Raw genomic sequence first — 21,996 nt, forward strand, 5'->3', positions numbered from 1 at the left:
CACAGGGGTCAGGACAACCGGTCGAGCAGGTCCAGCGCGGCGGCGTACTTGGCCTCCAGCCGGGTCCGGGTGGCCTGGTCGAGGTCGGCCATCCGGACCGGCGAGGTGTTGTCGGCGATGTCGGCCCGCTTGACCTCGACCGCGACCGGGTCGGCGGCCACCCGTCGCAGGTAGTCCTCCTGCGGCTCGCCGTCGAGGTGGCTCAGCGCGACCACCGTGGCCACCACCTCGGGCGGGCAGCCGGCGGCCAGCAGGTCGGCCGCGGTGACCGGCGTGTCCTCCACGACGTCGTGCAGCACGGCGGCCATCCGGGCGTGGTCGCCGACGACCCGGGCCATCACCCGCAGCGGGTGCCCGATGTAGGGCTTGCCGGACTTGTCGACCTGCCCGCGGTGCGCCTCGCGGGCAATCAGGACGGCGTTTTCGACCGTGAACGTCACATCCACCATGGTCACACCCTTGACAAGGTCCAGTGGTCTAGTCCATTTTGCCAGTGGTCCAGGTCACCTGCACCTGGGCAAGGCCGCCGAATGGATCTCATGGAGGTGCACGTGGCTTCGAGGACGAGACGCGCACTGGCCGCGCTGGTGGCCGGTACGCTGGCCGTCGTTGGCCTGACCCTGGTGGTGCAGGGCAGCGCGTCCGCGGCCAACCTGGTGGCCAACGCGGGCTTCGACGCGGGCAACACCAGTGGTTGGACCTGCACGGGCGGCACGACCGCCCAGACCGCCGTCAAGCACGGTGGCACGCACGCCCTGGCCGGCTCCCCTGCCGGGTCGGACAACGCCAAGTGCTCGCAGACCATCCAGGTCAAGGCGAACACCGCGTACAAGCTCAGCGCGTGGGTGCAGGGCAGCTACGTCTACCTGGGCGTGACCGGCACCGGCAGCACGGACAAGAACACCTGGACGCCGGGCTCCACCGGCTTCTCGCAGCTGAACCTGGACTTCACCACGGGCAGCAGCACCAGCGTGACGATCTACGTCAACGGCTGGTACGGCCAGCCCACCTACTACGTCGACGACGTGGTGCTCGACGGTCCGGGCACCCCGCCGACCAGCACCACCACGTCCACCTCGCCGACCACGTCCACGTCGACGTCGACCAGCACCACGACGTCCACCACGACCACGACGACGACCACGACGACCACGACGACGAACCCGCAGGACCCGAAGCTGCCGAAGCACGTGCTGACCGGCTACTGGCACAACTTCGACAACAAGTCGCGGCTGCTCAAGCTCTCCGACGTGCCGACCACGTACGACATCGTGGCCGTCTCGTTCGCGGACGCGACCAGCACGCCGGGCGCGGTCAGCTTCACCCTGGACCCGGTGCTGTCGAGCAGCCTCAACTACTCCGACGCCCAGTTCAAGGCCGACATCAAGACCCTCCAGGCCCGCGGCCAGAAGGTGATCCTGTCCGTCGGCGGCGAGAAGGGCACCATCAGCGTCAACAGCTCGACTGCGGCGTCGAACTTCGCCAACAGCATGCGGACGCTGATCCAGAACTACGGCTTCAACGGCGTCGACATCGACCTGGAGAACGGCGTCAGCTCGACGTACATGGCCCAGGCCCTTCGCCAGATCTACGCGGCCGGCGGCACGCTGATCACGTTCGCCCCGCAGACGATCGACATGCAGTCGACCGGCATGGAGTACTTCAAGCTCGCGTTGGCGGTCAAGGACATCCTGACCATCAACAACATGCAGTTCTACAACTCGGGCGCGATGCTCGGCTGCGACCAGAAGGTGTACTCGCAGGGCACGGTGGACTTCCTCACCTCGCTGGCGTGCATCCAGTTGCAGAACGGGCTGCGCGACGACCAGGTGGGCCTCGGCCTGCCGGCGTCCCCGTCCGGCGCGGGCGGCGGCTACCAGTCGCCGGCCAACGTCGTGGCGGCGCTCAACTGCCTGGCCAAGGGCACGAGCTGCGGCTCCTTCAAGCCGTCGCAGACCTACCCCGGCATCCGCGGCGCCATGACCTGGTCGATCAACTGGGACGCGGCGAACAACTGGCAGTTCTCCAACACGGTGGCGCCCGCCCTGGACGCCCTGCCGTAACCGGGTCCGGAAGGCCCGTCCCGGCAGTCAGGACGGGCCTTTCGGCCTCCGCACTTCGGCGGTGAACGGGACTATCGTCGGCGTCATGTTCGATCGACTCGACGTTCCCGTCGTCGCGGCGCCCATGGCGGGTGGCGCGTCGACCCCCGCGCTCGTCGCGGAAGTGGGCAACGCGGGCGGCCTGGGATTCCTGGCCGCCGGGTACCTCGGTGTCGAGGCGGTCGCGGAGCAGTTGACCGCGACCGCCTCGCTCACCTCGCGGCCCTTCGGGGTCAACCTCTTCGTGCCCGGCGCGAAGTCCACTGTGGACGTCACCGGGTACCGCGAGCGGGTGCGCGCGCAGTCGCCGACCGAGCCGGGCGAGCCGCGCTGGGACGACGACTCCTACGCCGCGAAGCTCGAACTCGTGATGGCCATGCGGGTTCCGGTCGTGTCGTTCACCTTCGGCCTCCCCTCGTCCGGAGACGTGGACCGGCTGCGCGCGGCGGGCTCCGCGGTCGTCGTCACGGTGACCACCCCGCAGGAGGCCGAGCAGGCCGCCCGGGTCGGCGCGGACGCCCTGTGCGTGCAGGGCAGTGACGCCGGCGGGCACCGCGGCACGTTCTGCGACGACGGAATATCACCCGGTGGGGGCGAACTGTTCGGCGTACTCGCCGCCCTGCGGCTGGTCCGCGCCCGAGTGGACCTGCCCCTGATCGCGGCCGGCGGGCTGGTGCACGGCGCGGACGTCGCCGCGGTGATCACCGCGGGCGCGGTCGCGGCGCAGCTCGGCACCGCGTTCCTGTCCTGCCCGGAGGCCGGAACCTCGGCCGCGCACCGGGAGGCGCTCGCCGACGGCACCCGGCGCACCGCGTTGACCAGGGCGTTCAGCGGACGCCCGGCGCGCGGGCTGGTGAACCGGTTCCTGGTGGAGAACGAGGGGCACGCGCCGGCCGCGTACCCGCAGGTGCACCACCTGACCAAACCGGTGCGCGCCACGGGTGATCCCGAGCTGATGTCGCTGTGGGCCGGGCAGACCTACGCGCTCGCCCGTCCGGCCCCCGCCGCGGAGGTCGTACGGCGGCTGCACCGCGAGGCGCGCGAGGCGCTCGCCGCGGCCGTCCTGCGTATTCCACCGATGTAGCAACGCATTCGCGGGTCAGAATGGCCGGGTGACGACTGCGCGCGAACTTGCCGACGACCTCCTCTCCCTCGTCCTCGACGTCGACCCGGTCATGGCGACCCTGCTGGGCATACCCGGTTGGGACGACCGACTGCCCGACCCCACCGCCGTCGGTGCGGCCCGGTGCCGGCGAAGAGCCGAGGAGATCGCCGCACGGGTGCGGGAAGGCGACGACGACCCGGTGACGCGCGCCGTGGTGGCGCAGCAGGCGACCTCGCTCGTGCGCCGGCTGGACGCGGGGCTCGTGGAGCACACGTACGCCGAAGGGCTCAACGCGCCCGTGGTGCTGCTGCTGGCGGCGTTACCCCTGACCGCGCCCGCCGACGACGGGGCGCGGCGGGCCTACCTGACCAGGCTCGGCGCCCTGCCCGGGTACCTGGAGGCGTTGACGCTGCGGCAGCGCGAGTCCGAGCGGACGCCGGTCGCGCACCTGGTCACGGCGGCGGTGGAGAGGTTGGAGCGCTACCTGGCCGCGTCCGTCGACCCGCTCACCGGACCGTTGTGGGACACCGGGTTCGCGGGCGAGGCCGACCGGCTGTCCCGGGAGGTGCTGCGACCCGCCTTCGCCCGGTACCGGGACTTCCTGCGCGACGAGGTGGCGCCGCTCGGCCGGGGCGAGGACCGGCCCGGGCTGTGCTGGCTGCGCGACGGCGACCGGCGCTACGCCGAGTTGACGCAGGTCTACACGACCACCGCGCACACCCCCGAGGAGTTGCACCGGGTCGGGCTCGACCTGATCGAGTCGCTCGACCGGGAGTACGAGGAGATCGGCGCGCGGGTGTTCGGTCCGGTCACCGCGGCCGAGGTGCGGGCCCGGCTGCTGGGCGACCCCGGGTTGAAGTGGGCCTGCGCCGAGGACATGGTGGCGCTGGCCAAGGAGACCATCGCCCGGGCCGAACTGGTGGCCGTCGACTGGTTCGGCGTGACGCCGCGGGCGCGGTGCGCGGTGGAGGCGGTGCCCGAGGCGGACGCGCCCAACGCGCCGTTGGCCTACTACGTCGACCCGGCGCTGGACGGGTCGCGGCCGGGCACGTACTTCGTCAACACGCACCGGGCCGAGCAGCGCGACCGGTTCAGCGCCGAGGCGACCGCGTTCCACGAGGGCGTTCCGGGACACCACTTCCAGATCGCGCTGGCGCAGCAGCTGACGGACCTGCCGCTGCTGCGGCGGTTCGCGTCGGTGGAGGCCTACCTCGAGGGGTGGGCGCTCTACACCGAGCGGCTGGCCGACGAGATGGGGTTGTACAGCTCCGACGTGGCGCGGCTCGGGATGCTGTCGGCCGACTCGTTGCGCGCGGCGCGGCTGGTGGTGGACACCGGGTTGCACGCGTTGCGGTGGAGTCGGGAGCAGGCCGTGGAGTACCTGCGGGCGCACGCCGTGATGCCGGACGTGGACATCTTCTCCGAGGTGGACCGGTACATCGAGAACCCCGCGCAGGCGCTGTCCTACATGGTGGGGCGACTGGAGATCCAGCGCCTGCGCGGTGAGGCGGAGCGGCGGTTGGGCGACCGCTTCGACATCAGGGCGTTCCACGACCTGGTGCTCGGCGGCGGGCCGCTGCCGATGGCCGTGCTGGCCGACGTGGTCGACCGGTGGTGCTCGTCGGTCGGGTGAGGTGCCGGTTGTTCCGGGATCAGGGCGGTCCGGGCGCGGTGCGTCTCTTTTAGTCCACTGAGGACGGAGGCGTGCGGTCGGGCCCGTCGAGTTCCGAGTGCTTCCGGCTGTAGGTGAAGTAGACCACCAGCCCGATGACGAACCACACGGCGAAGCGCAGCCACGTCTCGGGTGCGAGGAAGGTGATCAGCCAGATCGAGAACACCACGCCGAGGACCGGGACGACCGGCATCCCCGGCGTCTTGAACGTGCGCGGGAGGTCGGGCTGCTTGTAGCGCAGCACGATCACCGCGACGCACACCACCACGAACGCCAGCAGGATGCCGATGTTGGTCAGCTCGGCGGCCTCGGCGATGGGCAGGAAGCCCGCGATCACCGCGGACGCGATGCCCAGCACCCACGTGGTGCGGGTCGGCACGTGCTTGACCGGGTGGGTCTTCGCGAACCACTTGGGCAGCAGGCCGTCGCGGCTCATCGAGTAGCCGACGCGGGCCGCGCCCATCAGGAACGTGAACAGGACCGTGGTGATGCCCAGCACCGCGCCGACCGAGATCACGATGCCCAGCGCGGGCAGGCCGATGTCGGCGAACGCGGTGGCGAACGCGCTTTCCGCGTCGATGTCGCGGTAGCTCACCATGCCGGTCAGCACCAGGCACGCCAGGACGTAGAGCACCATCGACACGGCCAGCGAGTAGACGATCGCCTTGGGCATGTGCCGCTGGGAGTCCTTCGATTCCTCGGCCGCGGTGCTCATCGCGTCGTAGCCGAACACGGCGAAGAAGACGGTGGCGGCGCCGGTGAACGCGCCGGACAGGCCGAACGGGAAGAACGGGTTGTAGTTGGCGGTGTCGATGTGGAACACGCCGACGACCACCACGAGCAGCACGATCGCGATCTTGAGGTAGACGAGGACCGTCTCGAACCTCGCCGCGTTCTTCATGCCCTGGTTCAGGATGAACGCGATCAGCAGGCAGAGCAGGGCGGCGAACAGGTTGACCTTGTACGAGCCGGAGGCGGTGCCCGGTGGTTCGGTGCCGGGCGCGCCCAGCATCCACTCGGGGAGGTGGATGTTCAGCAGGCTCAGGAGTTCGGTGAAGTAGCCGGAGATGCCGATCGCGACCACCGCGACGATGGCGGTGTACTCGAGGAGGAGGTCCCAGCCGATGAACCAGCCGACGATCTCGCCCAGGACGGCGTAGCCGTAGGTGTAGGCGGAGCCCGCCTTGGGGATCAGGCCCGCGAACTCGGCGTAGGAGAAGGCCGCGGCGGCGCTGGCGATGCCCGCGATGAGGAAGGAGATCAGGACGGCGGGGCCCGCGGTCTTGTTGGCGACGGCCCCGGCGAGGGAGAAGATGCCGGCGCCGATGATGCCGCCGATGCCGATGGCGGTCAGCTGCCACAGGCCCAGGGTCCTGGTGAGGCCGGTGCCGGGGTCGTTCGCGATCTGGTCGATGGGCTTGCGGCGGAACACACCGCTGCCTTGGCCGAAACCGCCCTGCACGCTCATGCCAGCTCCCTCGGTGGTGTGTGTGCGGCGAACCTACGCGTGCTGCGCACTGCGGATTCTGTCCTACTTCACAACTGTGGGGGTGGTGGGTTGTTCGGGTGGACAACTGGGGTGGGCCGTTTGGGTGCTGTGGGGTGTGGGGGAGTGGGTGTGGGTGTGGCTGGGGAGTGGGTGTGGGTGTGGCTGGGTGTCGGGAGTGGGTGCGTGTGGGTGTGGGTGCGTGTGTGAAGTGGGTTGGGATCAGAGCGTAAAAGCGTCCTCGCCGGACGGGCAGCGCCTCCGGGGAGGAAGGGCGTTGCGCGCTCTCCCCGTATGGCCTGCCGGAGGCAACCACATGCGTCAAGGGGGCGGTTTGTGAGTTTGGGCGGCGGTAGCGCTTAATGCGCCCCCTTGACACATGCGGTTGGGCTGCGCCCAGGCCATACGGGGAGAGCGCGCCGGGCTTGGCCTGTGGGCTGGTGCCCGGGCGGGTTACGTCGTCGTTGTGAGGACGATTTTTCCTGCGGTTTCGCCGTTGAGTAGGGAGGTCAGGGCCGTTTTGGCTTCCTGGAGGGGGAGTTCTTGGCCGATTTGGGGGCGTAGGTTGTTGAGGGCGCAGAACTGGAGCAGGTCTGCCAGTTCTTGTTTGGTGCCCATGGTGGAGCCGACTACGCGTAGTTGTAGGAAGAAGATTCGTTGTAGTTCCGCTGCGGTGGCGTCTCCGCTTGTCGCGCCGGAGATGACCACCGTGCCGCCTGGTTTCAGGGACTTCAGGGAGTGGGACCAGGTTGCCTTGCCCACTGTTTCGAAGACCGCGTCCACTCGGGTGGGGAGGCGGGCTCCCGGTTCGAAGGTGGCGTGGGCGCCCAAGGTGGTGGCCAGGGCTCGTTTTTCCTCGGTTCGGCCTGTTGCCCACACCTGGAAGCCGGCGGCTTTGCCGAGTTGGATCAGTGCTGTCGCCACGCCTCCTGATGCGCCCTGGACGAGCATCGTCTGGCCTGGGCGGAGGTCGGATTTCACGAACAGCATTCGGTACGCGGTCAGCCACGCGGTGCCCATGCACGCGGCTTCGGGGAAGGTCAGGTCCTTCGGTTTGGGCAGCACGTTGTGCTTCGGGACGATCGCGTGGTCGGCGAAGGTGCCCTGGTGCTTTTCGGTCAGCAGGGTGCGGCCCGGGTCCAGGGTTTCGTCACCGGACCAGTCGGGGGAGCTGATCACCGAGTGCAGGACCACCTCGGTGCCGTCCTCCAGCACGCCCGCGCCGTCGCAGCCCAGGATCATCGGGAAGCTCTCGCGCTTGATGCCCACCCCGCGCAGGGTCCACAGGTCGTGCATGTTCACGCTGGCCGCGCGCATCGCGACCTTCACCCAGCCCTCGGGCGCCTCGGGGGTGGGGCGGTCGCCAAGGCGGAGGGCGGAGAGGGGGTCGTCGGGGCTCGGCTCGGCTGCGTAGACGGCGAACATGGGCGCAACTTACCGAGTGGTAGCCGTTCGTGTGCGGTGAAGCGGCTCACCGCAGTAGGCTTTCGGGGTGCCGGAGGCTGTCGCGCAGTGGTGGGACGGGGTCGAGCTGTGGCTTGCCCAGTTGCCCTTCCCGTTCCAGTTCGGGCTGCTCATGTGCGTGCTGCTGCCCCTGGCGCTCGGGGTGGCGCGGTTGATCGACCGGGTGGTCGACGACGCCTCCGCGCGGATCAACCCGGTTCGGGATTCGGGTGAAGATGTCAACGACGTCCTGCCCCCTGGGGCTGGAAAGGTCGAGTCCGGTTCGTAGTCTGACCGGGTGACCCCTGCGCGTCGTCTCACTGTCGCCCTGATCGGGCTTGTCGTTCTGGTCGTCGTCGGTTACTTCGCCAAGGATCTCGGCGGGGACGACACGGCGTCCCCCGCGAGTTCCTCCTCCACGGCCGCCGCTTCGCCGTCCACGAAGGTGGCGGCGGGCAAGTCCGGGCAGAACGTACCCGGGCAGACCTCCGGGCTGGCGGTGAAATCGCTGTCCGAACTGCCCAAGGAGGCGGCGGCCACCGTCAAGCTGATCGACAAGGGCGGGCCGTTCCCCTACCCGTCGAACGACGGGGTGGCTTTCGAGAACCGCGAGAAGCTGCTGCCCGCCAAGGACTCCGGGTATTACAAGGAGTACACCGTGCCCACGCCGGACAGCCCCGACCGCGGTGCCCGGCGGTTGGTCGTCGGCAGTGCGAAGGAGTTCTTCTACACCGGTGACCACTACGGGTCGTTCGTGGTCGTGGACGTGACGCGATGACGTTCCGGCACGTGGTCGCCGACGGCGTGCACGGGCGTCGGGCGGTGCTCGAGGCGATCGGGGAGGCGTTGGACTTCCCCGACTACTACGGCCGCAACCTCGACGCGTTGTACGACCTCGCGTCGGACCTGTCCTGGTTGCCGGTGGGCGAGCACGTGCTGGTGTGGTCGGGCGGTGATCCCGGGGTGGAACGGGTGCTGGCCGACGCGGTGGTGCGGACGGCCGGGCGGGCCCGGTTCCTGACCGTGGAGTACCCCGACTGAGGGACGTCGTCCTGCGGGCGCTGTGGAGTCGGGCCACAGTGTCCGGTCATGGTCGTGGCCGGGTTCGTGGTGTTCGTGTTGCTCTCACCGGTGTCCTACGGGGTTGTCGACGATCCCGGGTGTGACTACGCCGAGGCCTTCACGCCGTTCGACGTGAAGGACGGGGACAACCCCGTGACCATGCACAACGGGCGGGTGGTCGAGTTGCGGGCGTCGAACCGGACCCGGTGCGCGTGGGGACGGTTGTCGTCGGCGACGCCCGGCGAGGAGATCTGGACCGACCGGATGCGGCCCGACGGGTCCGGGTACGAGGGGTTCCTCGGGTACCGGCGGGTCGATTCGGGTGACGGGGCGCACACCGGGGCGTACGACGACGACGGGCGGTTGATGCGCGCCTGCGGGTCGTCCGCGGGTCGGATCGAGTGCACCGGCTGGTTCTGACGCGCCGAGCGCGGGTGGGTCGTCCCGGGCGTGGTGGCCGTTCGGCCGACCCGGGGTCCTGGCGGGTCGGCCGGGGTCCGGTCAGTCGGTGGGGACCCACGTGGGCTTGCGCTTCTCCACGAACGCGGTGATGCCCTCCTGGCCCTCGGGACCGCCGAAGTGGCGGGCGGAGAGTTCCAGCATGTCGGCGAAGACCTCGCCCAGGTTGGTCGGGCGGGGGTCCTGGAGCATCCGCTTGGTGGCGGCCAGGGCGTTGGGCGCGCCCAGGGCGAGCATGTCGGTGTAGCGGGTGACCTCGGTGTCCAGGTCGTCGGCCGGCACGGCCCGGTTGACCAGGCCGATCGTGGTGGCGCGGTGGGCGTCGAAGGTCTCGCCGGTCAGGAACAGCTCGTGCGCGGCGCGGGGGAGCAGGCGGGGGAGGACGGTCACCGAGATGACCGCCGGGACCACGCCGATGCGGACCTCGCTGAACGCGAACGTGGCGGTGTCGGCGGCGATCGCGATGTCGCACGCGGCCACGATGCCGACGCCGCCGGCGCGGGCCGGGCCGGCCAGGCGGGCGACGACCGGTTTCGGGCTGGTCCACAGCTGCTCGAGGATCGCCGGGAACTCGTTGACGCCCTGCTGGTCGGAACTCGCGCCGCCGGCCTCCTTCAGGTCCATGCCCGAGCAGAAGACCGGGCCGGTGTGGGTCAGCACGACCACCCGGACCGCGTCGTCGTGCACGGCCGCCTTCAGGTGGCCGGTCAGCTCGGCGCGCAGCCTGGTCGACAGGGCGTTGCGGTTGTGCGGGGAGTCCAAGGTGATCGTCGCGATGCCACGCCGCACCTCGTAGTGGACCAGCTCGTCTGCCATGGCCCGCACTCTACGAGTCGGGTCGGGCGGGCGCGGTGGGCGGCGGTGGGTGGACTCCGGTCAGGCGGGCACCGCGACCGGCAGTGCCGCGTGGTAGCGGTCCAGCACCAGGGACGCCACGGCCAGGTCCGGCCCGAGCGGTGCGGCCACCGGCGCCTGTCCGGCCAGCCGGGCCACCCGGTCGGGCAGGAAACCCGGGGCGAGGAACCACGAGGCGACCGCGATCCGGGTCGCGCCGCGGGCCCGCAGGCGGGCGATCGCGGTCGGCACGTCCGGGGTGGCGGTGGAGGCGAAGGCGGCTTCCGCGCCTGCCCAGCCGAACCGGTGTGCCCAGGACGCGGCGATCGACGCCACGGTCGCGTTGGCCGGTTCGTGCGAGCTGCCGGCCGCGGCCAGGACCACGCCCAGGGAGCGGTCGCCGGGGTGCGCGCCCGCCGCGGCGAGGCGGCGGAGCGCGGCGGACTCCAGGCGGTGGTCGGGTCCCAGCACGTCCGCGATGCGCACGTCCACCGGCACGGCGGCGGCCGTCACCGCGGACGGCACGTCGACGCGCGCGTGGTAGGCCTTGCCCAGCAGCAGGGGCACGACCACGGCGTGCCGGTGGCCGTCCGCCGCGACCGACCGCAGCACGTCGGGCAGCAGCGGCGCGGACAGGTCGAGGAACGAGGTGCGCACGTCGAGTTCCGGCGCGAGCTCCCGCACCACGTCCACCAGCGAGCGCACGGCGGACGCGGAGCGGGGGTCCCGGGAACCGTGGGCGACGGCGACCAGTGCGGTCACAGCGCGCCCGTGAGGCCGCGGGCGCGCAGCACGGCGCGCTCCAGCGGGCGGAACACCAGCAGTTCGATGCCCACGCCCACCAGCAGGATCAGGAAGATCGCCGCGATCACCATCGAGATGTCGTTGAGCGAGGACCCGTTGTGCAGGTACTGCCCGAGGCCCTCGCCCAGCTGCGGCGAGGTGGCGATGATCTCGGCGGCCATCAGCGACCGCCAGGAGAACGCCCAGCCCTGCTTCAACCCGGCCAGGTAACCGGGCAGCGCGGCGGGCAGCAGGATGTGCCTGGCCGACGCGAGCCGCCCCGCGCCCAGCGCCTGGCCGACCCTGGGCAGCAGCGGCGGGATCTGGTCGACGCCCGCCACCAGGCCGTTCGCGATCGACGGCACGGAGCCCATCAGCACCACGAAGTAGATGGTCGACGGGGTCGCGCCGAACCACAGGATGCCCGCGGGCACCCACGCCACCGACGGCAGCGACTGGAGTCCGGTGACCAGCGAGCCGATCGCGGCCCGCACCACGCGCACCTTGGCGATCAGCAGGCCGAGCGGCGTCGCGATCACCACGGCGGTCAGGAAGCCGAGCACCGCGCGGCTCACCGACGTCCACAGCACCTCGAACGCCCGACCCGTCTCGACCGCCTCGGCGATCGAGTTCCACACCGACAGCGGCGACGGGAGCTGGTACTCCGGCCAGAACGCCGCCGCCCACAGCGCCTGCCACGCGCCGATCAGCAGCACGAAGGCGATGATCGGCGGCACGCCCGTGCGCACGAAGCGCTTCCACACCGACGGCCGGTGCGAGGTGGTGGGCGCGTCCAGCGCGTCCAGGCCCGCCCCGACGGCCGCCAGGTCGTTGTCAAGCCGCGTGGCCACTGATCACCTCGCGCAGGTGCGTCGTGATCTCCTCGATCAGCACGGCCTGGTCGCCGTCCGCGGTGGACCACTCGCGGACCACGCGACCGGGCCGGGAGGACAGCAGGACGACCCGCTGCCCGAGCCGGACCGCCTCGCGCACGTCGTGGGTGACGAACACGATCGCGGTCCGCGTCTCCTTCCACACCCGGACGAGCTCGGCCTGGAGCACGTCGCGGGTGATGGCGTCCAGCGCCGCGAACGGCTCGTCCATCAGCAGCAGACCGGGCGTGCCCTCCTCGGCGCTGCCCAGCGTGGAGGCCAGCGCGCGGGCCAGCGCCACGCGCTGCCGCATGCCGCCGGACAGCTCGTGCGGGCGCTTGTGGCCCGCACCCTCCAGGCGCACCAACGAGAGCAGCTCGCCGGCCTTCTCCCGGCGCGGACCGCGCTTGAGGCCGGCCAGGCGCAGCGGCAGCTCGACGTTGCGCTCCGCGGTGAGCCACGGCATCAGCGCGGCCTCCTGGAACATCACGGCCGGCCGCGAGGTGGTCAGCTCGATGCCGCCCGCGGAGGGCGCGTCCAGACCGGCGACGAGGTTGAGCAGTGTGCTCTTGCCGCAGCCGGACGCGCCCAGCAGGCACACGAACTCGCCCGGCGCGACCTTGAGGTCGACGCCGTCGAGCGCCACCACGGCCGATGTGCCGTGGCCGAACACCTTGCGCACGCCGGACAATGTCACCGCGGGGTCCACTGTGGACGTCGCGGTCGCGGGTTCGAGAGTGGCGGTCATCGTGTGCCTGCCTTCCCCTGTGCTACTTCTTGTCGAGCCCGGCGGCGTCCACGGACGGCTTGCCCGCGGCCGAAAGCACCTTGTTCAGCAGCGTGAAGTCGGCGATGCCCTTGACGTCGGCCGCCTCCTTCGACACCCCGGCCGTCACCGCGTCCTTCGCCAGCTGCGGGAACGTCTTGGCCAGCGGGTCCACGGTCAGCTCGATGCCTTCGAACGCGCGGTCGAGCACCGGGTCGCCCAGCGCCTTGCCGGTCAGCTTCTTCAGCGACTCGTTGACGACCTTCTTGGCGTCGGCCTTGTTGCCGGTCGCGTAGTCGGTCGAGGCCACGAGGCCCTTCAGCAGCGCCTCGACGGTCTGCGGGTGGTCGCGCAGGAACTCGGTGCGCACGATCAGCACCGTGGTCGGGAACTTGCCGCCGTCCCACAGGGTCTTCTCGTCCAGCAGCACCTTGGCGCCCGCGTCCAGCACCAGCCGCGAGGACCACGGCTCCGGCACCCAGGCGCCCGCGACGTCACCCTTCTTGAACAGGTCCAGCGCCTGCGCGTTCTCCGTGTTGGTGACGTTGACCTGGTCCGGTCCCGTGCCCACGGTCAACTTCTGGTCCGACAGCCACTTCTTGAGCGCCACGTCCTGCGTGTTGCCCAGCTGCGGGGTGGTGATGACCTTGCCCTTGAGGTCCGCCGCCGAGTTGATCTCCGGCTTCACCACGAACTGCGCGCCGCCCGAGGTCGCGCCCGAGATGACCCGGATCGCCTCGCCCTTGGACTTGGCGTAGGCGTTGATCGCCGGGCCGGAGCCGATGAACGTCGCGTCCAGCGAGCTGCCCAGCAGCGCGTTGACCGCCTCCGGGCCCGCGTTGAACGTCTGCGTGGTCAGCTTGGTGTCGCCCAGTTCCTTGGCGAACAGGCCCTTGTCCACACCCACCAGCGCGGCGGCGTGCGTGACGTTCGGGAAGTACCCGAGCCGGAGCTCTGTGGCCGGAGTGCCCTGGACGGGGGCGCTCGACGTGGCCGCGCTGCCGCCGCTGTCCGCCCGCGAGCACGCGGTCAGGGCGACGAACGCGGTCACTACGGCCAGTGACTTGGTGAGGATGCTGCGTCTTGAGCTCACGGCGGAGGAGGCCTTTCTGCGGTGTTTCAGGGACCGGGCGAAACGAGGGCGTGCGTGTCGGCCGGGGCGGAGTCGCCCACCCCGCCCACTTCGGGCAGCGGCGCGCCGACGAGGCCCGCCGCCAGGGTGCTGCCGTCGGCCGAGTCGATGACCAGGAACGACCCGGTCCGGCGGCTGCGCGTGTAGTCGTCGACCGGGATCGGCTCGGCGGTGCGCACCGCCACCTGGCCGATCTCGTTGAGCCCCAACGACGACGGGCTCGGTGCGCTCGCGAGCTTCTGCTCGTCGAACCGGGTGTGCAGCGTGGTCACGATGGCCTGCACGGTGCGCGTGCCGTGCTTGACCAGCACCCGAGCGCCGGGCGTCAACGTCTTGTCGGACAACCAGCACACGGTCGCCTCGAACTCGTCGGTGACCACCGGACCCGCGCCCGCCGCCGCGATCAGGTCGCCGCGCGAGAGGTCCACGTCGTCGGCCAGCAGCAGCGTCACCGACTGGCCCGCGAACGCCTCGTCCAGCGGGCCGTCGGCGGTGTCGATGCCCGTGACGCGGCTGCGCGAACCCGACGGCAGCACGGAGATCTCGTCGCCCACCCGCACGGTGCCCGCCGCGACCTGGCCCGCGTAGCCGCGGTAGTCGGGGAACTCCGCGGTGCGCGGCCGGATCACGTACTGCACGGGGAACCGGAACGGCGCGTCGTGCGGGTCGGAGTCGACCGGCACGGTCTCCAGGTGGTGCAGCAGCGTCGGGCCGTCGTACCACGGCGTGTTCGCCGAGCGGTCCACCACGTTGTCGCCCGCCAGCGCGGACACCGGGATCTCCACCACGTTCTCCTCGGCGAAGCCGAGCGCGGTGGCGTGCGCGGTGAACTCCTTGGCGATGCGGGAGAACGTGACCTCGTCGTAGTCCACGAGGTCGATCTTGTTGACCGCCAGCACCAGCCGGGGCACGCCCAGCAGCGCGAGCACCGCGGCGTGCCTGCGGGTCTGCTCGATCACGCCCTTGCGCGCGTCGACCAGCAGCACGCCCAGCTGCGCGGTGGACGCGCCGGTGACCGTGTTCCGGGTGTACTGCACGTGCCCGGGGGTGTCGGCCAGCACGAAGGACCGCTTGGGCGTGGCGAAGTAGCGGTAGGCCACGTCGATGGTGATGCCCTGCTCGCGCTCCGAGCGCAGGCCGTCCACCAGCAGCGACAGGTCCGGGGTCGTCAGGCCCCGGTCCGCGCTGGCGCGGTGCACCGCGTCGAGCGTGTCCGCGAGCACGGACTTGGTGTCGTACAACAACCTTCCGACCAGCGTGGACTTGCCGTCGTCCACGCTGCCGGCTGTCGCCAACCTCAACAGGTCGCTCATTTAGAAGTACCCCTCCCGCTTGCGGTCTTCCATGGCGGCCTCGGACAACCGGTCGTCGGCGCGCGTGGCGCCGCGCTCGGTCAGTCGGGACGCGGCGACCTCGGAGATCACGGCCTCGATGTCGGCGGCGTCCGATTCCACCGCGCCGGTGCAGGAACCGTCGCCGACCGTGCGGTAGCGCACCGTCTTCGACACCAATTCCTCCCCGTCGCGCGGGCCGCCCCAGGGGCCTTCCGCGAGCCACATCCCGTCACGCAGGTACACGTCGCGCTGGTGCGAGTAATAGATCGACGGCAACTCGATCTCCTCTCGCGCGATGTAGTGCCAGACGTCGAGTTCCGTCCAGTTGGACAGCGGGAACACGCGTACATGTTCCCCCGGACGGTGCCTTCCGTTGTAGAGGTTCCACAATTCGGGACGCTGCCGCCGCGGTTCCCACTGACCGAACGCGTTGCGTAGGCTGAAAATGCGCTCCTTCGCCCGCGCGCGCTCCTCGTCACGGCGTCCGCCGCCGAAAACCGCGTCGAACCTGTGAGTGGTGATCGCATCCAGCAAAGGCACGGTCTGCAACGGATTCCGGGTGCCGTCCGGACGTTCCGCGAGCCGCCCGTCGTCGATGAAGTCCTGTACGCTCGCCACTTCCAGCCGCAACCCGTGCCGGGCCACCACCCGGTCGCGGAATTCGATGACCTCGGGGAAGTTGTGCCCGGTGTCGACGTGCAACAGCGGGAACGGCACCGGCGCGGGCCAGAACGCCTTGATGGCGAGGTGCAGCAGCAGCGTCGAGTCCTTGCCGCCGGAAAAGAGGATCACCGGCCGATCGAATTCCCCCGCCACCTCGCGGAAGATGTGGATCGCCTCGGACTCCAAGCGCCCCAACGTGTCCAAAGCTGTGCCTGTCATCCGTGCAACCCGCATTCCGTCTTCGACTGACCCGCCCACCGGCCACTGCGCGGGTCCGACCCGGGCAGCGGTTTGGCGGTGCACGGCGCACAGCCGATGGAGGGATAACCCGCCTGCACCAGGGGGTTCTCGAGGATCCCGTGGTCGGCGATGTAGCTGGTGAACTCCTCGTCGGTCCACGCCGCGATCGGGTTGACCTTGACCAGGCCGTTGCGCTCGTCCCACTGCACGATCGGCGTGTCCGCCCGCGTCGGCGCGTCGACCCGGCGCACGCCGGTGACCCACGCGTCGTAGTTGCGCAGCGTGCGCTGCAACGGGATCACCTTGCGCAGCCGGCAGCACTCGTTGGGGTTCGTCCGGTTCAGCAGGCCGAACTCGGCCTCCTGGTCGGCCACCGACTGCTCGGCCGCCGCGTTGACGATGTGCGTGCCGGGGTAGACCAGGTCCACCGCGTCGCGGGTGCCGATCGTCTCCGCGAAGTGGTAGCCGGTTTCCAGGAACAGCACGTCGATGTCCGCCTTGACCTTCGTGGCCAGGTCGATGAGCACCGCGTCCTGCATGTTCGACGCCACGATCCAGCTCTCGCCGAACGTGCGCGCGGTCCAGGCCAGCGCGTCCTCCGCGGACGCGTGCGCCAACTCGACCGACGCCGCCTCGGCGATGACCCGCAGTTCCTCGACCCTGGTCGGAGCGGTCATCTCCGGACCTCCTCGGGAAGTTTGAGACCGACGAACTTCACGGTGAACACGCGGCGGCACGAGGCGCACAGCCACGAGTAGGCGGGCTCCTCCTCGGGCCGCAGGTCCTCGTCGCCGCAGTACGGACAGTGGAACGGCGTGGCGCGCTCGCTCATTTCAGGTCGCCCTCGTCCGCCCGGGTGACCCACTGCGCGAACCGCTCGTCCGGCTCGCGCCCGGCGACGAACTTCCGCACCACGCGCTCCACGTAGTCCGACAGCTCGGCGGCGGTCACCTTGTGGCCGCGCAGCTTCCGGCCGAACCCGGCGTCGAGGCCGAGCCCGCCGCCCAGGTGCACCTGGAAGCCCTCGACCTGGTCGCCGCGCTCGTCGGTGACGATCATGCCCTTGAGCCCGATGTCCGCGGTCTGGATGCGGGCGCACGAGTTGGGGCAGCCGTTGATGTGCACCGAGATCGGGGCCGTGACGCCGTCGACGACGTCGGCGAGCCGGGTCTCCAGCGCGGACACCAGCTCGACCGCGCGGGCCTTGGTCTCCACGATCGCGAGCTTGCAGAACTCGATGCCGGTGCACGCCATGATCCCGCGCCGCCACGGCGACGGCTCGGTCTGCAACCCCAGCTTCGCCAGGTCCGCCTGGAGCCCCTTGACCTCGGCCTCGGCGACGTCGAGCACCACGATCTTCTGCTGCGGGGTCAACCGGACCCGGCCGGAACCGGCCCGCTCCACCGCCTTGGCCACCTCGACCAGCGTCGAACCGCTGACCCGGCCCGCGATCGGCGCCGCGCCCACGTAGAACAGGCCGTCGTTCTGCGGGTACACGCCCACGTGGTCCAACGGCACGTCCGGCACCACCGGCGCCGGACCGTCGACCAGCTTGCGCTTGAGGTACTCGTCCTCCAGCACCTCGCGGAACTTCTCCGGACCCCAGTCCGCGACCAGGAACTTGATCCGCGCCCGGTGCCGCAGCCTGCGATAGCCGTAGTCGCGGAAGACGCTGATCACGCCCTCCCACACGTCCGGGACCTCGTCCAGCGGCACCCACGCGCCCAGCCGCTTGCCGATCATCGGGTTGGTCGACAGGCCGCCGCCCACCCACAGGTCGAAGCCGGGGCCGTGCTCGGGGTGCTCCACGCCGACGAACGCGATGTCGTGGATCTCGTGCGCCACGTCCGGCAGCCCGGAGATCGCGGTCTTGAACTTGCGCGGCAGGTTGGAGAACCGCGGGTCGCCGATGTAGCGGCGGAGGATCTCGTCGATCGCGGGCGACCCGTCGATCGGCTCGCTCGCCGCGATGCCCGCGACCGGCGAGCCCAGGATCACCCGGGGGCTGTCACCGCACGCCTCCATCGTGGTCAACCCGGCGGCCTCGAGCTTCTGCCAGATCGCCGGCACGTCCTCGACGCGGATCCAGTGGTACTGGACGTTCTGCCGGTCGGTGATGTCCGCGGTGTCGCGCGCGTAGGTCTGCGACAGCTCGCCGATCAGCGCCAGCTGCGCCGTGGTCAGCCGCCCGCCGTCGATCCGGACCCGGAGCATGAAGTACTCGTCGTCCAGCTCCTCCGGCTCGAGGGTGGCCGTGCGACCGCCGTCGATGCCGGGCTTGCGCTGGGTGTAGAGGCCGTACCAGCGGAAGCGCCCCCGCAGGTCGGCCGGGTCGATGGAGGCGAACCCGCCGTGCGCGTAGATGTTCTCGATCCGGGACCGCACGTTGAGCGGGTTGTCGTCCTTCTTGCTCCGCTCGTTGGGGTTCAGCGGCTCGCGGTAGCCCAGCGCCCACTGCCCCTCACCTCGGCGCTGTTTAACGCGCCCGGGCGTCGTAGTCGGGGGGACCATCCTCGTCCTCCGGGGAATCGGGGCGCTGGAGCGCGTCCGAGTCCCGGTGGTGCCGTGGTGGGGGTCTCGTCAGCGCGCCCGGCGCCGACGGGAACATTGAAGTCGGGCGCGGGTTATGCCGAAGGACGGCACATCGCGCTGGAGACACGACGGAAGTCGACGTGGCGGCGCACCACCAGGCGGACTCCGGTCGAGGTCATGGGGCTCAGCGTGCCACGCGTCCACCCCGTGGTCCACAGTCAACCGCATGGTGGGACGGGGGTCACGAGGGCTGGAAGTGGGAGGATGTGACCCATGCCCTCCGCGTTGCCGACCGGCGACCCCGCTCCGCCCGACGGCTCACTGCCCGTGTCCGCGCTCGCCGACCTGGGGAGCCGCGGACTCGGCGTCTACGTGCACGTCCCGTTCTGCGCGACCCGGTGCGGCTACTGCGACTTCAACACCTACACCGCCGGTGAGCTGGGCACTTCCGCCTCGCCGCAGTCCTGGCTCGAGGGCCTGCGCCGCGAACTCGACCTCGCCGCCCGCGTCCTGGGCACCCCGCCACCGGTCGACACCGTGTTCGTCGGCGGTGGCACACCGTCACTGCTCGGCGCGGACGGCCTGGCCGACGTGCTCGCCGCGGTCCGCTCGTCACTGGGCGTCAAGTCGGATGCCGAGGTGACCACCGAGTCCAACCCGGAGTCGACCTCGCCGGAGTTCTTCGCGGGCATCCGTGACGCGGGTTACACGCGCGTGTCGCTCGGCATGCAGTCCGCGGTGCGGCACGTGCTGGCGCTGCTCGACCGCAACCACACCCCCGGCCGCCCGGTCGCCGCCGCCCGCGAGGCCCGCGCCGCCGGCTTCGACCACGTCAACCTCGACCTCATCTACGGCACCCCCGGCGAGACGACCGACGACCTCCGCCGGTCGCTGGACGCGGTCGCCGAGGCGGGCGTCGACCACGTGTCCGCCTACGCGCTCATCGTGGAGGAGGGCACCGCGCTGGCCCGCCGGGTCCGCCGCGGCGAGATCCCGATGCCCGACGACGACGTGCTGGCGGACAAGTACGAGCTGATCGACGCCGCCCTCACCGCGCAGGGCCTGTCCTGGTACGAGGTCTCCAACTGGGCCGCGTCCGAGGCGTCGCGGTGCCGGCACAACGTCCTGTACTGGCGCGGCGGCGACTGGTGGGGCGCGGGCCCGGGCGCGCACAGCCACGTCGGCGGCGTCCGCTGGTGGAACGTCAAGCACCCCGCCAAGTACGCCGAGGTGCTCGCCGGGGGCCACTCGCCCGCCGCCGGCCGGGAGACCCTGGGCGCCGACGACCGCCGCGTGGAACGCGTCCTGCTCGAACTGCGGCTCTCCGACGGCCTCCCGCTCGACGCCCTGGCGCCCGAGGGCCGCACCGAGGCGAAGTCCGCCGCCGCCGACGGCCTCCTGGACCCGGACGCCCTGGACGAGGGCCGCTGCGTGCTCACCGACCGCGGCCGCCTGCTGGCCGACGCGGTCGTCCACCGGCTGACCTGACGAAGATCACCCGATCCGGTGCGGTCGACCGCCGACACCACCCGGACGGCCCGCACCCCGCCGGGTGGTCGGCGAACCTCGCGCTACCGCAACGAGATCGCCGCCGACTCGCCGATCACCCGGTACCCCAGCGGCTCGTACAGCCGGGTCACCTTCGCGTCCGGCTCGGTCTCCAGGAACGGCGTGTGGCCCAGCGCCAGCACCCGCGCGGTCAGCTCCGCGCACAGCGTCGAGGCGATGCCGCGACCCCGGAACGCCGCCCGCACCGCGATGCCCGCCACCTGGCTCAACCCCTCCGCCGGAGGGGTGAACGCGCCACCGCCCACGACCACGCCGTCGACCCGGGCCGCGAACAGCCCGCCGCCGGCCGCCAGCAGCTCGTGCTGCCGCGCCACGTCGCCGTCGGTGGCCACCTCGGCCGAGCCGAACGCGCCGTGCTGCACCGTCGACAGCTCCCGCAGCTCCGCGTCCGACACCGGGTCGAAGAACTCCACCCCGTCCGGCGCCGCCGGCGTCCGCAACTCCTCCAGCGCCAGCATCGGCAGCAGCTGCTCCACCTCGAACCCGGCCGCCGCCAGCGCCGCGTCGACCGCGGGCAGGGGGCGCAGGTACTCCAGCCGCGGCACCCGCGACCGCTCCCGGAACGCGGCCACCAGCGCCGCCACCTCCTCCGGCGTCGGCGAGGCGCCCGCGTCGGGCATCGCGTAGTTCAGGAACACGCTGTCGTGGTCGGGGTCGAACCGGGCCAGGAAGGGGCCGACGCGCACCGCGTCCGGCTCGATCGACCGGCGGAGCGCGGACTGGATCCTCGGGAGCACCGACCGGACGCTAACGGCCCGGGCCGAACCCGGTCGACCGACTTTCGCCGCGTGTCGGTCCACCTCCGTAAACTCGCCGGTGAAGCAGGTCGGCCAAACCCCGGAGGTGACGCGCGTGAACGCCGATGAGCGCCGGTTCGAAGTGCTGCGCGCGATCGTCGCCGACTACGTCTCGAACCAGGAGCCGGTCGGCTCCAAGGCGCTCGTGGAGCGGCACAACCTCGGCGTGTCCAGCGCCACCGTGCGCAACGACATGGCCTCGCTGGAGGAGGACGGCTACATCACCCAGCCGCACACCAGCGCCGGCCGGGTGCCGACCGACAAGGGCTACCGGCTGTTCGTCGACCGGCTCAGCGAGCTGAAACCGCTGTCCTCGGCCGAGCGCAAGGCCATCCACAGCTTCCTCGAGGGCGCCTACGACCTGGACGACGTCCTGCGCCGCAGCGTCCGCCTGCTCGCCCAGCTGACCCGCCAGGTCGCCGTCGTGCAGTACCCGACGCTGAGCCGCTCCACCGTGCGGCACCTCGAAGTGCTGGCCATCACACCCGCCCGGCTGATGCTCGTGCTGATCACCGACACCGGCCGCGTCGACCAGCGCTCGGTCGACCTCGGCGACGTGATCACCGAGGAGAACGTGGCCAGGCTGCGGTCGATGCTCAACGGCGCCCTGGTCGGCAAGCGACTCGCCGACGCCTCGGCCGAGGTCGCGCAGCTGCCCGACCGGGTGCCCGGCGAGCTGCGCGACGTGGTGACCAGGGTCTCCACCGTGCTGATCGAATCGCTCGTGGAGCACCCCGAGGAGCGCCTGGTGCTGGGTGGCACCGCGAACCTCACCCGCAACGTGGCAGACTTCCCCGGTTCCCTGCGCCAGGTGCTCGAAGCGCTGGAGGAGCAGGTCGTGGTGCTCAAGCTGCTCGCCGCGGCCCGCGACCCCGGCACGATCCTGGTGCACATCGGCGAGGAGAACGAGGCGGCCGAGATGCGCAGCACCTCGATCGTGTCGATCGGCTACGGCAGCCGGGACAACCTCCTCGGGGGAATGGGCGTGGTCGGTCCGACCCGGATGGACTACCCCGGGACCATGGCGGCCGTCCGCGCGGTCGCCACCTACGTGGGGGAGATCTTGACGTCGCGGTGACGGAACACCCGGCGCGGACAGCACGTTGGGCAAGCGAGCGGATGCGCCTTGCGCGCGCGTCCGCAGG

General features: G+C 71.0%; 24 protein-coding genes. 9 read left to right on the forward strand and 15 right to left on the reverse strand.

Features of this window, described 5'->3' with window-relative positions:
• Positions 1-8: 8 nt before the first annotated feature.
• The gene (locus AB0G50_RS01735; RefSeq protein WP_360101005.1) at positions 9-449 is read right to left on the reverse strand and encodes an HD domain-containing protein; all 441 of its coding nucleotides are present in this window, start codon (positions 447-449) and stop codon (positions 9-11) included.
• Between the two features lie 102 nt (positions 450-551).
• Here AB0G50_RS01735 and AB0G50_RS01740 point away from each other — a divergent pair, with 102 nt between their 5' ends.
• The 3 genes from AB0G50_RS01740 to AB0G50_RS01750 all read left to right on the forward strand — a co-directional run bounded on the left by AB0G50_RS01740 (position 552) and on the right by AB0G50_RS01750 (position 4,840).
• Entirely contained in the window at positions 552-2,063 is a 1,512-nt protein-coding gene (locus tag AB0G50_RS01740) for a glycosyl hydrolase family 18 protein (RefSeq protein WP_360101008.1), read from the forward strand.
• An 85-nt stretch (positions 2,064-2,148) separates the two neighbouring features.
• Positions 2,149-3,186, forward strand: a complete 1,038-nt coding sequence (locus tag AB0G50_RS01745) for a nitronate monooxygenase (protein ID WP_360101011.1) — start codon at positions 2,149-2,151, stop codon at positions 3,184-3,186.
• A 28-nt stretch (positions 3,187-3,214) separates the two neighbouring features.
• Positions 3,215-4,840, forward strand: coding sequence for a DUF885 domain-containing protein (locus tag AB0G50_RS01750; RefSeq protein WP_360101014.1), 1,626 nt, complete (start codon positions 3,215-3,217; stop codon positions 4,838-4,840).
• Positions 4,841-4,889: 49 nt separating this feature from the next.
• Here the strand turns inward: AB0G50_RS01750 and AB0G50_RS01755 are convergent, their stop codons facing one another.
• Both AB0G50_RS01755 and AB0G50_RS01760 read right to left on the reverse strand, forming a co-directional pair.
• Complete coding sequence (locus tag AB0G50_RS01755) at positions 4,890-6,347, reverse strand: amino acid permease (protein WP_360101017.1); 1,458 nt, start codon at positions 6,345-6,347, stop codon at positions 4,890-4,892.
• A 471-nt stretch (positions 6,348-6,818) separates the two neighbouring features.
• On the reverse strand, positions 6,819-7,790 hold the full coding sequence (locus tag AB0G50_RS01760; RefSeq protein ID WP_360101020.1) for a zinc-binding dehydrogenase: 972 nt from the start codon (positions 7,788-7,790) through the stop codon (positions 6,819-6,821).
• Positions 7,791-7,857: 67 nt separating this feature from the next.
• Between AB0G50_RS01760 and AB0G50_RS01765 the strand changes: the two genes are divergently transcribed.
• The 4 genes from AB0G50_RS01765 to AB0G50_RS01780 are packed head-to-tail and all read left to right on the forward strand — an operon-like array spanning position 7,858 to position 9,290.
• Positions 7,858-8,097 carry a hypothetical protein gene (locus AB0G50_RS01765; RefSeq protein ID WP_360101023.1) on the forward strand — a complete coding sequence of 80 codons (240 nt, stop codon included), beginning with the start codon at positions 7,858-7,860 and terminating at the stop codon, positions 8,095-8,097.
• A gap of 9 nt (positions 8,098-8,106) precedes the next feature.
• Entirely contained in the window at positions 8,107-8,586 is a 480-nt protein-coding gene (locus tag AB0G50_RS01770; RefSeq protein WP_360101026.1) for a ribonuclease domain-containing protein, read from the forward strand.
• Positions 8,583-8,849 (forward strand): barstar family protein, encoded by a 267-nt coding sequence (locus AB0G50_RS01775; RefSeq protein WP_360101029.1) that lies wholly within the window; start codon positions 8,583-8,585, stop codon positions 8,847-8,849. Before AB0G50_RS01770 ends, AB0G50_RS01775 begins: the two co-directional genes overlap by 4 nt.
• A 48-nt stretch (positions 8,850-8,897) precedes the next feature.
• Positions 8,898-9,290, forward strand: coding sequence for a hypothetical protein (locus AB0G50_RS01780; protein WP_360101032.1), 393 nt, complete (start codon positions 8,898-8,900; stop codon positions 9,288-9,290).
• An 81-nt stretch (positions 9,291-9,371) separates the two neighbouring features.
• On the opposite strand, the gene AB0G50_RS01785 is transcribed toward AB0G50_RS01780, so the two are convergent.
• From AB0G50_RS01785 to AB0G50_RS01835, 11 genes are all read right to left on the reverse strand, one after another.
• The gene (locus AB0G50_RS01785) at positions 9,372-10,145 is read right to left on the reverse strand and encodes an enoyl-CoA hydratase family protein (protein ID WP_360101035.1); all 774 of its coding nucleotides are present in this window, start codon (positions 10,143-10,145) and stop codon (positions 9,372-9,374) included.
• Positions 10,146-10,205: 60 nt separating this feature from the next.
• Positions 10,206-10,925, reverse strand: a complete 720-nt coding sequence (locus AB0G50_RS01790) for a sirohydrochlorin chelatase (protein WP_360101038.1) — start codon at positions 10,923-10,925, stop codon at positions 10,206-10,208.
• Entirely contained in the window at positions 10,922-11,797 is an 876-nt protein-coding gene (locus AB0G50_RS01795) for an ABC transporter permease (protein ID WP_360101041.1), read from the reverse strand. The genes AB0G50_RS01790 and AB0G50_RS01795 overlap by 4 nt, the downstream gene beginning before the upstream one ends.
• A complete protein-coding gene (locus tag AB0G50_RS01800; RefSeq protein ID WP_360101044.1) occupies positions 11,781-12,566 on the reverse strand; it encodes an ABC transporter ATP-binding protein in 786 nt (261 codons plus the stop codon). The genes AB0G50_RS01795 and AB0G50_RS01800 overlap by 17 nt, the downstream gene beginning before the upstream one ends.
• A gap of 22 nt (positions 12,567-12,588) precedes the next feature.
• Complete coding sequence (locus AB0G50_RS01805) at positions 12,589-13,617, reverse strand: ABC transporter substrate-binding protein (RefSeq protein WP_360101265.1); 1,029 nt, start codon at positions 13,615-13,617, stop codon at positions 12,589-12,591.
• Between the two features lie 86 nt (positions 13,618-13,703).
• Complete coding sequence (locus AB0G50_RS01810; protein ID WP_360101047.1) at positions 13,704-15,029, reverse strand: GTP-binding protein; 1,326 nt, start codon at positions 15,027-15,029, stop codon at positions 13,704-13,706.
• Positions 15,030-15,932, reverse strand: coding sequence for a sulfate adenylyltransferase subunit CysD (gene cysD, locus AB0G50_RS01815; protein WP_360101050.1), 903 nt, complete (start codon positions 15,930-15,932; stop codon positions 15,030-15,032).
• Positions 15,929-16,630 (reverse strand): phosphoadenylyl-sulfate reductase, encoded by a 702-nt coding sequence (locus tag AB0G50_RS01820; RefSeq protein ID WP_360101053.1) that lies wholly within the window; start codon positions 16,628-16,630, stop codon positions 15,929-15,931. The genes cysD and AB0G50_RS01820 overlap by 4 nt, the downstream gene beginning before the upstream one ends.
• Positions 16,627-16,785, reverse strand: coding sequence for an Insertion element protein (locus AB0G50_RS01825; RefSeq protein WP_360101055.1), 159 nt, complete (start codon positions 16,783-16,785; stop codon positions 16,627-16,629). The genes AB0G50_RS01820 and AB0G50_RS01825 overlap by 4 nt, the downstream gene beginning before the upstream one ends.
• Entirely contained in the window at positions 16,782-18,464 is a 1,683-nt protein-coding gene (locus tag AB0G50_RS01830) for a nitrite/sulfite reductase (protein WP_360101058.1), read from the reverse strand. The genes AB0G50_RS01825 and AB0G50_RS01830 overlap by 4 nt, the downstream gene beginning before the upstream one ends.
• A 113-nt stretch (positions 18,465-18,577) precedes the next feature.
• On the reverse strand, positions 18,578-18,664 hold the full coding sequence (locus tag AB0G50_RS01835) for a putative leader peptide (protein ID WP_360101268.1): 87 nt from the start codon (positions 18,662-18,664) through the stop codon (positions 18,578-18,580).
• A 94-nt stretch (positions 18,665-18,758) separates the two neighbouring features.
• Between AB0G50_RS01835 and hemW the strand changes: the two genes are divergently transcribed.
• Positions 18,759-19,973: a radical SAM family heme chaperone HemW gene (gene hemW / locus AB0G50_RS01840; RefSeq protein ID WP_360101061.1), complete on the forward strand. Its 1,215-nt coding sequence runs from the start codon at positions 18,759-18,761 to the stop codon at positions 19,971-19,973.
• 83 nt (positions 19,974-20,056) lie between these two features.
• Here hemW and AB0G50_RS01845 read toward each other — a convergent pair whose 3' ends face one another.
• Complete coding sequence (locus AB0G50_RS01845; protein ID WP_360101064.1) at positions 20,057-20,791, reverse strand: GNAT family N-acetyltransferase; 735 nt, start codon at positions 20,789-20,791, stop codon at positions 20,057-20,059.
• Positions 20,792-20,906: 115 nt separating this feature from the next.
• On the opposite strand from AB0G50_RS01845, the gene hrcA reads away from it, so the two are divergent.
• Entirely contained in the window at positions 20,907-21,929 is a 1,023-nt protein-coding gene (gene hrcA / locus AB0G50_RS01850; RefSeq protein ID WP_360101067.1) for a heat-inducible transcriptional repressor HrcA, read from the forward strand.
• Positions 21,930-21,996: the final 67 nt, after the last annotated feature.

The sequence above is a fragment of the Actinosynnema sp. NPDC020468 genome (assembly GCF_040642015.1).
In the GTDB taxonomy this organism is placed as follows: domain Bacteria; phylum Actinomycetota; class Actinomycetes; order Mycobacteriales; family Pseudonocardiaceae; genus Actinosynnema.